This is a genomic window from Thalassospira alkalitolerans (assembly GCF_002115745.1).
Lineage (GTDB): Bacteria > Pseudomonadota > Alphaproteobacteria > Rhodospirillales > Thalassospiraceae > Thalassospira > Thalassospira alkalitolerans.
The window spans coordinates 490,596-503,046 of the sequence record NZ_JFKB01000001.1 but is presented as its reverse complement, the minus strand read 5'-3'; the positions used below and the strand labels follow the sequence as shown (position 1 = coordinate 503,046).

12 protein-coding genes are annotated in these 12,451 nt (G+C 53.0%); 1 reads left to right on the top strand and 11 read right to left on the bottom strand.

Annotation, left to right across the window (positions count from 1 at the left end; all coding sequences use genetic code 11):
• Window positions 1-173: 173 nt before the first annotated feature.
• The 4 genes from dnaA to mutM form a co-directional block, all read right to left on the bottom strand.
• A complete protein-coding gene (gene dnaA / locus TALK_RS02320; protein WP_085615406.1) occupies window positions 174-1,745 on the bottom strand; it encodes a chromosomal replication initiator protein DnaA in 1,572 nt (523 codons plus the stop codon).
• 401 nt (window positions 1,746-2,146) lie between these two features.
• Entirely contained in the window at window positions 2,147-2,407 is a 261-nt protein-coding gene (gene rpsT, locus TALK_RS02315) for a 30S ribosomal protein S20 (protein ID WP_085615404.1), read from the bottom strand.
• A gap of 176 nt (window positions 2,408-2,583) precedes the next feature.
• A complete protein-coding gene (locus TALK_RS02310) occupies window positions 2,584-3,360 on the bottom strand; it encodes an enoyl-CoA hydratase (RefSeq protein ID WP_085615402.1) in 777 nt (258 codons plus the stop codon).
• Between the two features lie 177 nt (window positions 3,361-3,537).
• Window positions 3,538-4,377: a bifunctional DNA-formamidopyrimidine glycosylase/DNA-(apurinic or apyrimidinic site) lyase gene (gene mutM / locus TALK_RS02305; RefSeq protein WP_085615400.1), complete on the bottom strand. Its 840-nt coding sequence runs from the start codon at window positions 4,375-4,377 to the stop codon at window positions 3,538-3,540.
• Between the two features lie 229 nt (window positions 4,378-4,606).
• Here mutM and TALK_RS02300 point away from each other — a divergent pair, with 229 nt between their 5' ends.
• Window positions 4,607-5,410 carry a TSUP family transporter gene (locus TALK_RS02300; RefSeq protein WP_085615398.1) on the top strand — a complete coding sequence of 268 codons (804 nt, stop codon included), beginning with the start codon at window positions 4,607-4,609 and terminating at the stop codon, window positions 5,408-5,410.
• Between the two features lie 81 nt (window positions 5,411-5,491).
• On the opposite strand, the gene TALK_RS02295 is transcribed toward TALK_RS02300, so the two are convergent.
• The 7 genes from TALK_RS02295 to cmk all read right to left on the bottom strand — a co-directional run bounded on the left by TALK_RS02295 (window position 5,492) and on the right by cmk (window position 12,397).
• Window positions 5,492-6,697: an MFS transporter gene (locus tag TALK_RS02295; RefSeq protein ID WP_085615740.1), complete on the bottom strand. Its 1,206-nt coding sequence runs from the start codon at window positions 6,695-6,697 to the stop codon at window positions 5,492-5,494.
• 244 nt (window positions 6,698-6,941) lie between these two features.
• Window positions 6,942-7,664 carry an orotidine-5'-phosphate decarboxylase gene (gene pyrF / locus TALK_RS02290; protein WP_085615396.1) on the bottom strand — a complete coding sequence of 241 codons (723 nt, stop codon included), beginning with the start codon at window positions 7,662-7,664 and terminating at the stop codon, window positions 6,942-6,944.
• Window positions 7,665-7,801: 137 nt separating this feature from the next.
• A complete protein-coding gene (locus TALK_RS02285) occupies window positions 7,802-8,158 on the bottom strand; it encodes a LapA family protein (RefSeq protein WP_245829635.1) in 357 nt (118 codons plus the stop codon).
• A gap of 141 nt (window positions 8,159-8,299) precedes the next feature.
• On the bottom strand, window positions 8,300-8,575 hold the full coding sequence (gene ihfB, locus TALK_RS02280) for an integration host factor subunit beta (protein WP_007088342.1): 276 nt from the start codon (window positions 8,573-8,575) through the stop codon (window positions 8,300-8,302).
• A gap of 73 nt (window positions 8,576-8,648) precedes the next feature.
• Window positions 8,649-9,572, bottom strand: a complete 924-nt coding sequence (sppA, locus tag TALK_RS02275) for a signal peptide peptidase SppA (protein WP_085615394.1) — start codon at window positions 9,570-9,572, stop codon at window positions 8,649-8,651.
• A gap of 255 nt (window positions 9,573-9,827) precedes the next feature.
• Window positions 9,828-11,531 carry a 30S ribosomal protein S1 gene (gene rpsA, locus TALK_RS02270; protein WP_085615392.1) on the bottom strand — a complete coding sequence of 568 codons (1,704 nt, stop codon included), beginning with the start codon at window positions 11,529-11,531 and terminating at the stop codon, window positions 9,828-9,830.
• A gap of 221 nt (window positions 11,532-11,752) precedes the next feature.
• Entirely contained in the window at window positions 11,753-12,397 is a 645-nt protein-coding gene (gene cmk, locus TALK_RS02265) for a (d)CMP kinase (protein WP_085615390.1), read from the bottom strand.
• Window positions 12,398-12,451: the final 54 nt, after the last annotated feature.

Here is a 12,451-nt window from a genome sequence, read left to right as displayed (position 1 = left end):
ACCCAAGCAAACAAAACGAGTCGTTGCATATTTTAAATCGTAATGCACGCAAAGCGCGGAAGCCCGCGCAACCCGCCATTCTCAGCGGCCCTTTACAATCAAAACATCCCGCCAGAATCAGAACGGGCCACCGTTTTCAAACCGTGACCCGCATCAAATATTTACTGCTGCAATCAGCTTTCAAGCATCCGGCGCAACAAATCGATATCTTCAGACAGCGACGGATCGCTGGCATGAAGCTCGTCGACCTTGCGCACGGCATGCATGACCGTTGTGTGATCACGTCCACCGAATTTACGACCGATTTCCGGCAAGGAATGCGTGGTCAACTGCTTGGACAGATACATCGCCACCTGACGCGGGCGGGCAACCGCACGCGCACGACGCGCTGAATGCATGTCCGACACCTTGATATTGAAATGCTCGGCGACTTTTTTCTGGATTTCCTCGATCGATACCCGGCGCTCGGATGCACGCAGAACGTCATGCAGGATGTCCTGAACCATCTCAAGCCCGATTTCACGACCGACCAACTGCGCATGCGCAATCACACGGTTAAACGCGCCTTCAAGCTCACGGACATTGGCCGTGATCTTATGGGCCAGAAATTCCATCACACGCTGCGGAAGCTCAACACCCAAACGTTCCGCCTTGGATTCGAGAATCCCCAGACGCAGTTCATAGGTCGTCGCATGAATATCGGCAACCAGACCGGACCCCAAACGCGACCGCAGGCGTTCTTCAATATCTTCAAGATCGGATGGCGACTTGTCGGCAGATACAATGATCTGACGGCCCTGATCGACCAGCGCGTTGAAAGTATGGAAAAACTCTTCCTGGGTTGAATCTTTGCCGGAAATGAACTGGACATCATCAACCATCAGCACATCGACAGAACGGAACTGATCCTTGAAATCGACCGTGTTCTTATCGCGCAGGGCACGAATGAACCGGTACATGAATTTCTCGGCCGACAGATAGATTACCGTACGATGCGGCTGGGTCCGGCGAATATGCCAAGCAATCGAATGCATCAAGTGGGTTTTACCCAAACCGACGCCACCATAAAGGAACAGCGGGTTGAACGGCACCGACTCGGCCTCGGCCAGACGCCGTGCCGCCGCATAGGCAAATTCGTTCGGCTTGCCGATCACAAAATTGTCGAAGGTATAGCGCGGATCAAGGGCTGCTGAAATGCCATCATCAGACATGCTACCGATTGCCTTGCGACCACCGGAAACCGGTGCCTGAGACCGCCCGCCATAAGATTTGTGGGTATCAACTTCGTTTGCGGCCTGACCCGGGCGGGACGCATTATTGCCACCCCGGCCACGTGCGGCGCCTACTTTGGCAGATTGCGAATGATCCGTCGCAGCGTTCGACGATGCAGCCGCGTTTTTTCCATTCCCATTTGACGACAAAATCACAACGATTTCAACGAAATGGACGTTCTCGTCTTCGCTATGCCAAAAAGATTGAATGCGATCCAGATAGTGCTGCGTAACCCAATCGCGCATGGCACGAGTCGGCACGCCAAGACGCGCGACACCGGCTTCGACAGTGATCAATGCGACCGGATCAAGCCAATAACGATAGGCCGTCGCGCCAAACTCCGAACGAAGCTTTTCGCGTACAATCTGCCAGGTCGCCTTAGTATGATCGTCTAGTGCCGCCTGTTGGTCACTTGGAATCCCCCCGTTGGACTCCCCGAGTACCGATTGCGTTCCCCTAACGGCGTGCTGCACTGTTAGAACCTTTCCCCGCTTTCCCAATCTTCAACACCAAACAAAAACAGCAAAAGACAAAAAAGTACTGCACCGCGTTGATCACATTCGCAATCAACACGCCGGTCTTCCACCAAGTATTGGAAGCGTACTTAAACTCGCGCCTATCGTTTTTTTGGTTCTTCGTCTTTCACCGCATTGCGCAGCCAGCGAAGTCCAAACACTGTACTGATGCGATATGCATCAGGCAAGGCGATCTTTAACAGAACGTTAAAAGGATTTCGGCACCAAAACGGTCCTTGGTTCGCGCGGTTTTGTGCGGCTCCGCAACCATAGAACAAAAGGTGATTCAGCGAAATCCGGACAGCGAAAAGGCCGCGCCAGAAGCGCGGCCTTCGACTCGCCATCCCGTAAGGGATAAATTAGAGTGCTTTGACGCGAGCGGTCAGACGCGAGACCTTGCGAGCAACGGTGTTCTTGTGCAGAACGCCGAGCTGTGCGCCACGCGCCATTTCCGGCTCTGCGATTTTCAACGCAGCTAGAGCAGCATCTTTGTCGCCAACGATCAGCGCAGCCTCGACCTTCTTAACGAAGGAACGAATGCGGCCGATACGATTACCGTTAACGGTAGCACGTGCGGCGTTGCGAAGAATGCGCTTCTTGGCCGATTTATGGTGAGCCATTGCGAACCTGTCTCTTAAAACAAATGTTACGTAATTCGGAGCGCGGCTTATAGCTCCGTCCCCAACCCTCGTCAACCCCCGATACCTCCAATTCCGGCGAAATCCCACGGCTTGGGACTCATCAGCGCCATATGGCAGGAATGCATTTCGGGGATTTGTAGGTTAACCGACCTCGATCAGCGGTGCTTGAAGTCGGGTTTTCTCTTTTCAGCAAAGGCTTTCATGCCTTCTGCACGGTCATCAAGCGCAAAGGTCGAATGGAACTCGCGACGTTCAAACATCAACCCTTCGGTCAAGGTCATTTCATAGGACTTGCTGACACTTTCCTTGACCTTCATCGATACCGGTGCCGAGAACGAGGCGATTTTACCCGCCAGTTTCAGAGCTTCGTCCAAAAGCGAGTCGGCCGGGACGACTCGTGCGACCAGTCCGGAACGCTCGGCTTCTTCTGCATCCATCATTCGACCGGTCAGGCACATTTCCATTGCCTTGGACTTGCCAACCGCCCGTGTCAGGCGCTGGGTCCCCCCCGCCCCGGGGATGGTCCCGATGGTGATTTCCGGCTGACCGAACTTTGCGGTATCCGCCGCCAGGATGATGTCGCACATCATGGCCATTTCACAACCACCGCCAAGCGCAAAGCCAGCCACAGCCGCAATCACCGGCTTACGACAACTTGCCACACGGGTCCAACCCTTGGTAATGAAATCGTTTTTATAGACATCCATATAGTCGTAATCGGCCATTTCCTTGATATCAGCACCGGCCGCAAAGGCCCGTTCCGATCCGGTAATGACAATCGCGCGGATGTTGTCATCATTTTCAAACTGATCAAGTGCCCCGCCAATATCGGTGATCAATGCCGCACACAGGGCATTCAGGGCCTGAGGACGGTTAAGCGTGATCAGACCGACATTGTCCTTCACTTCGACAATGATGTTTTCATAAGACATCGCAATAATCCTTTGTCGGGAATCGCGCCGGTTTTGATTTTCGGGGCGATTCGGTCGAAATCATATTTTGATACTGTTTTACCGATTTTATTTCCCGGTCGCAACCAGACCGGCGGGAATCGCATGATTATCTGGATGCATCCCGACGTTTCCCGGGCGACCGGACCGGTAAAATCTCTATTTCTGGCAGGTTGGGCAAAAGAAGGTCGAACGACCCGCCTGAACAATCCGTTCGATCACGCTGGTACATCCATCGACAACGCAACTTTCACCTTCGCGGCCATAGACTCGGAAACTGTGCTGGAAATAGCCAAGCTCGCCATTGGTCTGACGATGATCTTTCAGGCTGGAGCCACCGGCCGCAATCGCATCTTCAAGAACCAGCCGGATTTCACGATAAAGACGCTCGACCTCGGCGGTTTTCAATGTCTTTGCCAACCGATCTGGCGCGATGCCCGACCGAAACAGGGCCTCGCATACATATATATTGCCAAGTCCAGCCACCAGGCGCTGATCAAGCAACACGGTTTTGATCGGGCTTGCCCGTTTGACAAGTCCGCTAGCAAGAACTTCAGCATTGAAACCATTGCCCAACGGTTCCGGGCCAATGGCCGCCAGCATCTTGTGGGTTGTGATTTCATCCGCTGCGATCAGGGTTATCACACCAAATCGCCTGGGATCGGTAAACCGCACAACAGCCCCGCTCTGCATGACAAAATCAACATGATCATGCTTTTCCGGGTCCGGCACGCCAACCATCGCATCATCGAAAATCGTCATCCGACCCGACATGCCAAGATGGATCAGCAAAACCTGACCATCATCAAGATAGCCAAGAATGTATTTTGCACGACGCGTCAGCTGTTCGATTCTCCGCCCCGCCATCCGTCCGACAAAATCCTCTGGGAACGGAAAACGCAGATTGGCGCGACGCTGTACGACATGATCAACAATATGCCCTTCCATTACCGGTGTCAGACCGCGGGTCACCGTTTCGACTTCAGGTAATTCGGGCATCGAAAATCTCACATATAAAATGACAGGAATACTATCTAGAACCCGACTCGACGATTAGCAAGCCGCCACACCGGTGAACATTGTCGCCATTACAAAGAAACAATGGACGCTGTTTTACAAGCCCCTATGCTTTCGGCGTTTTCTTGCCATCAGTATGGAGCATCGCATTGCTTCATGCACTTGTCGCGCATCGCCCCAACCTTGCGGGCTATCTACAGGATTTCAATTTATGGAATTTGGCGTCGATCTTTTGGCGATCCTTTTCGCCGTCGCTCTTTTTGCCGGCCTTGTCGATGCGATTGCCGGCGGCGGCGGGCTGATTACGATCCCGGCTTTGCTTTGGGCGGGAATCCCGCCTGCACAGGCCCTTGCCACCAACAAATTACAGGGCAGCTTTGGCAGCTTCACCTCATCGCTTAACTTCATCCGCAAAGGGCATGTTGATCCGCGTGACATGATTCTTGCGATTGCATTGACCTTTATCGGGGCCGCACTTGGCACCGTATTGGTGCAAATGGTTGATCCGGGAATCCTGCTTAAGATCCTGCCCGCCCTTTTGATCCTGATTGCGCTTTATTTCCTGTTATCGCCTCGTGTTGGCGATCTTGATGCCCATCAGTTGATCAGCAAGGGGGCATTCGCATTTACCGCCGGTTTTGGCATCGGTTTTTACGATGGCTTTTTTGGTCCGGGAACCGGTTCGTTCTTTTCCATCGCCTTTGTCGCCTTGCTTGGTTTCAACATGACCAAGGCAATCGCCCATACCAAGGTTCTGAACTTCACGTCGAACTTTGCATCACTTGTGATGTTCATTGCCGGCGGTGATGTTGTCTGGACCATCGGCCTTGTGATGGCGGTTGGCTCGTTGATTGGCGCACAAATCGGATCGCATATGGTGATGAAGGTCGGTGCCCGTTTGGTCCGCCCGCTTTTAGTCATTACGTCCATGGCCATATCCATCAAACTGATCATGGATCAATATGGCGATATCATCGGCCAATACTGGAACCAGATGCAAATCTGGATCGGCTAAATCGCCCCTGTTATTTCCCCCAAAAAACCCGCCTGACTTTGTCACGGCGGTTTTTTTATTTTCAGATAAGACGTCTCAAACTCAGGCGCTGGCTGCTGTTTCGACAAACACTTCGTCGCGACGGTCCATCAAGTGGCTCCAGATTGAAAACACCAACGCCAGCACCGCAATTCCGGCACCAAGCCAGGGGATATCCTGATAGGAAACCCCGTGGATGATTGCCAATCCGCCAAACCATGCACCGGCTGCATTGCCAAGATTAAACGCCCCCTGATTAAGGGTCGATGCAAGGTTCGGTGCCTCGGTCGCCTCGTTTACCACACGCATCTGAAGCGGCGAAACCAAGGCAAAGGACACAACACCCCAGACAAAAACCGTCACAACCGCCGGGATCACATTGGTGACCGTTTCAGCAAACACCGCAAGGATTACGATCAGCAAAACAAAGGTAATGATGATCGCCGGCATCAAACGCCAGTCACCCAGACGACCACCGATATAATTGCCAACCGTCAAACCAGCCCCGAATAACAACAAGACATAGGTCACTTCACGCGCGGAAATGCCGGTCACATTCTGAAGCATCGGGGTAATATAGGTAAACACGCTGAACATACTGGCAGCCGCCAGAACACTAATCAGCATGGCAAAAATCACCTGTACCTTGGCCAAGGCACGGGCTTCGGCAATCAGGCTTCCCCCTGTTGCCGCAATCCTGCGCGGCAGACATATATAAAGGGCAATGGCCGCCACAATCCCGATCCCGACAACCACCCAAAATGTCGATCGCCAGCCAAATTCTTGTCCCAGCGCGGTTCCAAATGGCACACCTAACACATTGGCCAACGTCAGACCGGAAAACATCAGGGCAATGGCCTGAACGCGCTTTTGCGGCGCGACAAGGTTTGACGCAACAACTGCACCAAGACCGAAAAACGCCCCATGACAAAATGCTGTCACAACACGGGCCGCCATCAAAAGCCAGTAATCCGGTGCTATCGCACACAGGAAATTGCCGAAAATGAAAATCCCGATCAACATCATCAATGCGCGGCGACGATCCATTTTTGACGTCGCAATTGCCAGAAACGGCGCACCGAATGTCACACCAAGCGCATAACCGGTTACCAGCAAACCGGCATCGGGGATGCTGACACCAAGATCAGTGGCCACATCGGGCAACAGACCCATAATGACAAATTCGGTGGTCCCGATCCCAAAGGATGCGAGCGCAAGAGCAAGAATTGGAAGATTTGCGAAGAAACCGGTGCGGGCAGCAATCGTCATGATCGAAACGTCCATGGGCGTCCAAAGGTGCTTGGCACCAATGCGAGATTATGGGGAGCATGCCGGTTTTGCCTGTCAGACCGACGTCTTAAAACCAGCTGAAACTTGAAACGATTCAATTGTGGGTGCAGCGCACAATTTCCACCATCGCGAAATTGGCATAAAGACTATGCAGCGATGTCACAACTGACACAGGCCCGGTTGAACACCGGACCTGCAGAAACCACAAACCGGATCAAATGGATCAGGAAAGCTCTTTGACGATGCGTTTAGCAGCCGCAACCGGATCATCAGCCTTGGTGATCGGTCGGCCGATAACCAGCACATCGGCTCCCATCGCAACGGCATCCCGCGGCGTTACGATACGCTTTTGATCATCACCACTGGCCCATTTTGGCCGAATGCCCGGGGTAATCAGTTTAAAGTCCGGACCGCATGCTGATCGCACAGCCGTAATTTCCTGCGCGGAACAAACAACACCATCAAGCCCCGCCTTTTTTGTCAATTCAGCCAATTTGACAACCCGGTCACTGATCGGGCCGTTCAGGCCAACATCATCCAAATCACCCTGGTCCAAACTGGTCAGGATGGTTACCGCGATGACCCATGGGGTTGCGACTCCGGCCTTGTCCGCAGCTTCACGTGCGGCTTCGACGGCCCGTTTCATCATTTCCGCGCCACCGGTGGCATGGACATTGACGATCTTAAGGCCAAGCGGCGTCACCGCACGAACGGCACCGGCAACTGTATTGGGAATATCGTGATATTTGACGTCCAAAAAGATCGGCAAACCGGCCTTGGCAACTTCGCGAACGCCTTGCGGACCATGTGCCGCAAAGAATTCCTTGCCAAGTTTTGCCCCGCCGATCACACCCGACAGGCTTGAAGCCAAATCAATTGCACGTGCAAGATCGGTCGTATCAATGGCGCAAAAAATGCGATCCTGGGGGGCAAGTATCTCGGTCATGGCGTTCTCCGATCGGCTGTAATTTCACGATTGGCCCACATAAGCACGACGGACCGGGCATCACATAGCCGATTTTACCCGAAATCACCAAGTCCAAATTGGTTTGAGCATTTGCCAATGCCCCACATCAATCCCCTTCAGGATGCCTGATCCTGGCCGATTGCCCGTTGATCGACCACAGCACCCTTGCCGTCGTCGGGGCGCAAATGACGTAATTCCCCATCCAGACGTTTGGCCGCACGGCGATGCTTTCCATTGACCAGCCATTCATATGCCAGTCCAATCCCAAGCCCGATCAACAACGCAACCATGATCGGCAAAAATAACGGCAGGTCGATTTCATACGGAAGCGGCCACAGCGAAAGCGTCACAGACGCACGATTCGACACGGCAAAAATCGCAATCAGGATCGCAAGCGGGATGGAAAGGATCCAGTAAACAATGCGCATTTCAACTCCTCGTGCCGATGGCATAAAGGCGGGAACTTGCCCCATTGGTCAGGATGCTGACTGCGGGGCCCGATTGGCTCAAATGGAAAACGATGCAAACGGCGTTAAACCACCCGGCAGAATTTCCACAAGGCAGGTTTAACGCAGTTCACACACTTTCAGCAAGCCGATCAAACAGTGCTGCGATTAGTTCAGACGTTCGCGCAACTGTTTGCCGGTTTTGAAATAGGGAACCTTTTTCTCACCTACCGGAACGGCTTCACCGGTACGCGGATTACGTCCAACCCGGGAGTCCCGCTGTTTGACGGAAAAGGCGCCAAAGCCACGCAGTTCGACCCGGTCTCCGCGTGCCAGCGCTTCGGTAATTTCGTCAAAGATCGTCGCCACGATCCGTTCAACGTCGCGCTGATAAAGGTGCGGGTTCATTTCGGCTAGCCGGGCGATCAGTTCTGATTTCGTCATATTCAGGCCCCATCCTGTTCGTTCTGACAGATATCCAATCAACCAAAGGTTAGATTACGTCACGTCGGCGCTTTCACTCAGGTTGCCAGACCGTTAGCAACCCGTCAAGATTAAGCCCCTCAGATGACAGCATTTTTCCGATATTTCCTTCGAAAAACGCTTCCATAAAGGAGTCTTCCGGATAATCGATTTCAAGCGGCACAACCGCAAGGTCCGGAGCAACCCCTTTTTCTTCCTGCAGCCAGCGCAAAGCTTCACGACGGCCGCCAATTTCGTCAATCAAACCGTTGGCAACAGCTTGCTGACCGGTATAGACCCGGCCATCTGCCAAACGGCGCACGGTATCGCTATCCATGCCACGTCGTTCGGCAACCATGTCGACAAACACGCTAAACATGTCTGAAATCAGGCTATCCATAGCCGTTCGCGCGACATCATCGATGGGCTCGAACGGGTTCGGTACCGCTTTAAGCGGACCACTTTTGACCGTCAAGGGCTCAACACCAAGCTTTTCGAGCGTACCGGTGAAATTCATCGACTGAAAAATCACGCCGATTGACCCGGTGACGGTCCCGCGCCGTGCCACGATATGGTCGGCGGCAATCGCGGTCATATAACCGCCTGATGCAGCAACAGTCCCCATTTCGGCAACGATCGGTCGGGTTTCACCAATCCGGCGAAGACTTTCAAACAACACCTCGCCACCAACCATGGTGCCGCCCGGGCTATTGATATGAACAATCACACCAACAACATCGCGGTCTTCCTCGACCTGCTCAAGCGCATCCAAAAGATAGGGGTCCTCGGTAATCACCCCTTCGATGTTTACTTCGACGATGCGTGGGCCTGCTTCGCCCCAGACAACATCACCGGCACCGCTGTGCTTAAACGCAATGATAATGGCAATCACCACCGCCACAGCCGCAAGTACGCGCCAGCGAAAAATTGATTTTTTCAAACGTCGGCGATCAAGAAGGATATCGGCATCAAATGCCATTTAACGTGCCCCGGTATTGCATCGTGAACTAACAGCTTCAAAAGCTTGCCTTTTCAAATGGTTTTTCTTCATTCGCTTGGCAAGGATAAAAAACGTTTCAAATCAAAATTCTCGTGAAAAAATGACCTTTCAGTGGAAAAGTCAGCCCCAAACCGAAAAATCCGGTGAAAAATACAAAAAAACGGGCCGTGCAATGCACGACCCGTCTCTTTGTGACCTGCCAAAGCAGATCCTGTTCTTTCAGGAACAGATGCCTTATTCGGCACCTTCCTGTTTCTTGCGCATTGCTTCGCCAAGAATATCGCCGAGCGATGCACCGCTATCAGCCGAACCGTAATCCGCCATGGCTTTCTTCTCGTCAGCGACTTCAAGAGCCTTGACCGAGAGGGTAACCTTGCGGGTTTTGGCATCGATGGTGGTAACACGCGCATCGATTTTCTCGCCAACTGCGAAACGTTCCGGACGTTGGTCCGAACGATCACGAGCGAGTTCAGCCTTGCGGATGAAGCCTTTAAGATCGGTGCCGCCAACTGCAACCTCGATGCCACCGTCGTTAACTTCGGTGATTTCGCAGGTTACTGCCTCGCCGCGTTTGATGCCGGTAACGGCTTCTTTGAACGGATCTTCAGCAAGCTGTTTGATACCGAGCGAGATGCGTTCTTTTTCAACGTCAACGTCAAGAACCTTGGCTTTGACGATGTCGCCTTTTTTGTATTCTTTGATGACTTCTTCACCGGCACGGTCCCATGACAGGTCCGAAAGGTGAGCCATACCGTCGATTCCGCCAAGCAAGCCAATGAACAGACCGAATTCGGTGATGTTCTTGACTTCGCCTTCGATCTCGGCACCAACCGGATGAGCGGCCAGGAAGGCATCCCACGGGTTCGAGGTGCACTGTTTGAGACCAAGCGAGATACGACGTTTCTGGGCATCAACGTCAAGCACCATGACTTCGACTTCCTGCGAGGTCGAAACGATTTTGCCCGGGTGGATGTTTTTCTTGGTCCAGGACATTTCTGAAACGTGGACCAGACCTTCGACACCAGCTTCGAGTTCGACGAATGCGCCGTAATCGGTGATGTTGGTAACGCGGCCTTCGAATTTCGAACCGACCGGGTATTTGGCTTCGACACCTTCCCACGGATCAGCTTCGAGCTGTTTCATACCAAGCGAGATACGCTGGGTTTCGCTGTTGAAGCGGATAACCTGAACCTTGACGGTCTGACCGATCTGAAGAGCTTCAGACGGATGGTTGATACGCTTCCAAGCAATGTCGGTAACGTGCAACAGGCCGTCAACGCCGCCGAGATCGACGAATGCGCCGTAATCGGTGATGTTTTTGACAACGCCGTCAAGAACCTGACCTTCTTGAAGGTTCTGGATCAATTCGGCACGCTGTTCAGCACGGGTCTCTTCGAGAACGGCACGACGCGAAACCACGATGTTTCCGCGCGAACGATCCATTTTCAGGATCTGGAACGGCTGCGGGTTATTCATCAGCGGGGTAACGTCACGAACCGGACGGATGTCAACCTGGCTGCCCGGCAAGAATGCCACGGCGCCCGACAGATCAACAGTAAAGCCGCCTTTAACGCGACCAAAGATGGTGCCGTCAACGCGTTTGCCTTCGTTAAACTGTTTTTCAAGTTCAATCCAAGCTTCTTCGCGACGCGCTTTTTCGCGCGACAGAACGATCAGGCCATCTTTGTTTTCATAGCGATCGACATAAACATCAACGGTATCGCCGATTGTAACGTCGCCTACGCCAAATTCTTTAAGCGGCACACGGCCTTCGGACTTCAAGCCAACATCAACGATGGCATCATCGTCGGTAAGCTTGACGACCGTACCGGTCATCACGCGGCCAATAAAGCCTTCGTCTTCAGTACCAAGGGCTTCGGCCAGCAGTGCGGCGAAATCTTCGCCAGTAGAGAATTGTGCTTGTTCAGCGGTTGTCATTAAAGAGACTTCCTTTCGAGTGTATTTTCACTATTCCGGCCTATCGGTTGTATCCGATGGTCTTGCCACAAAATTGCAGCGGTTTTGCCAGTCGCTGTCCGGGTCCCGTCGCGGAAAACCAAACGATCTTCCATATACGAAAAGGTGAACGCACAAGTCGTTCACCTTAGGACATCAGTCCTCGGGTCATTCAATCGCCTGACGGCTAAAACGCACCGATATCAGTCATTCTCGCCCATATGGGTCCGAATATGCGCCATGACGGCGTTAAACACCGCATCAGCATTCAGACGATCCGTATCAATATGGATTGCATCTGACGCCATTTTAAGCGGCGCAACGTCACGCGCACTGTCTCGGGCATCCCGTTCTTCAAGTTCTTTGAGAACGCGCTCGTATATAGCAGCGGGATTTTTTTCCTGCAACTGTTTGAACCGACGGTTTGCACGTTCTTCAACACTGGCGGTCAGATAAAACTTGATCGGGGCCTCGGGGCAGACAACCGTCCCGATGTCACGGCCATCAAGAACCGCCCCGCGTTTACCCGCAGGCGGGGTGCGGGCAAGGTCGCGCTGAAAGTCAAGCAACACGGCGCGAACCTTTGGAATCGCTGCAACTTTTGACGCTGCACTACCGACTTCCTCGCTGCGAAGTTCTTCGCCATCAAGGTCACCAGACACCAGTTTTTCAGCCGCCGTAATCGCGGCATCATCATTCGAAGGATCAAGCCCAAGAGCCAGAACTTTTGCCCCCGTCGCCCGGTACAAAAGACCGGTATCAAGATAGGCATAGCCCATTGCATCAGCGACTCGGCGTGCCAAAGTCCCTTTTCCCGAAGCTGCCGGTCCGTCAATTGCGATGATCATGCGCGGGTGCCCCTGTTTGTTTTGATGTCACTTATATGTGTGAGCCGTAATTTG

Bases quoted from the DNA above. Each gene is read 5' to 3' on its own strand.
- ihfB (WP_007088342.1), bottom strand. From the start codon at position 8,575: ATGACGAAATCAGAACTGATCGCCCGGCTAGCCGAAATGAACCCGCAC.
- TALK_RS02285 (WP_245829635.1), bottom strand. From the start codon at position 8,158: ATGGGGCAAGTTCCCGCCTTTATGCCATCGGCACGAGGAGTTGAAATG.
- rpsA (WP_085615392.1), bottom strand. From the start codon at position 11,531: ATGACAACCGCTGAACAAGCACAATTCTCTACTGGCGAAGATTTCGCC.
- cmk (WP_085615390.1), bottom strand. From the start codon at position 12,397: ATGATCATCGCAATTGACGGACCGGCAGCTTCGGGAAAAGGGACTTTG.
- TALK_RS02295 (WP_085615740.1), bottom strand. From the start codon at position 6,697: ATGACGATTGCTGCCCGCACCGGTTTCTTCGCAAATCTTCCAATTCTT.
- mutM (WP_085615400.1), bottom strand. From the start codon at position 4,377: ATGCCCGAATTACCTGAAGTCGAAACGGTGACCCGCGGTCTGACACCG.
- TALK_RS02300 (WP_085615398.1), top strand. From the start codon at position 4,607: ATGGAATTTGGCGTCGATCTTTTGGCGATCCTTTTCGCCGTCGCTCTT.
- TALK_RS02310 (WP_085615402.1), bottom strand. From the start codon at position 3,360: ATGTCTTATGAAAACATCATTGTCGAAGTGAAGGACAATGTCGGTCTG.
- sppA (WP_085615394.1), bottom strand. From the start codon at position 9,572: ATGGCATTTGATGCCGATATCCTTCTTGATCGCCGACGTTTGAAAAAA.
- pyrF (WP_085615396.1), bottom strand. From the start codon at position 7,664: ATGACCGAGATACTTGCCCCCCAGGATCGCATTTTTTGCGCCATTGAT.
- rpsT (WP_085615404.1), bottom strand. From the start codon at position 2,407: ATGGCTCACCATAAATCGGCCAAGAAGCGCATTCTTCGCAACGCCGCA.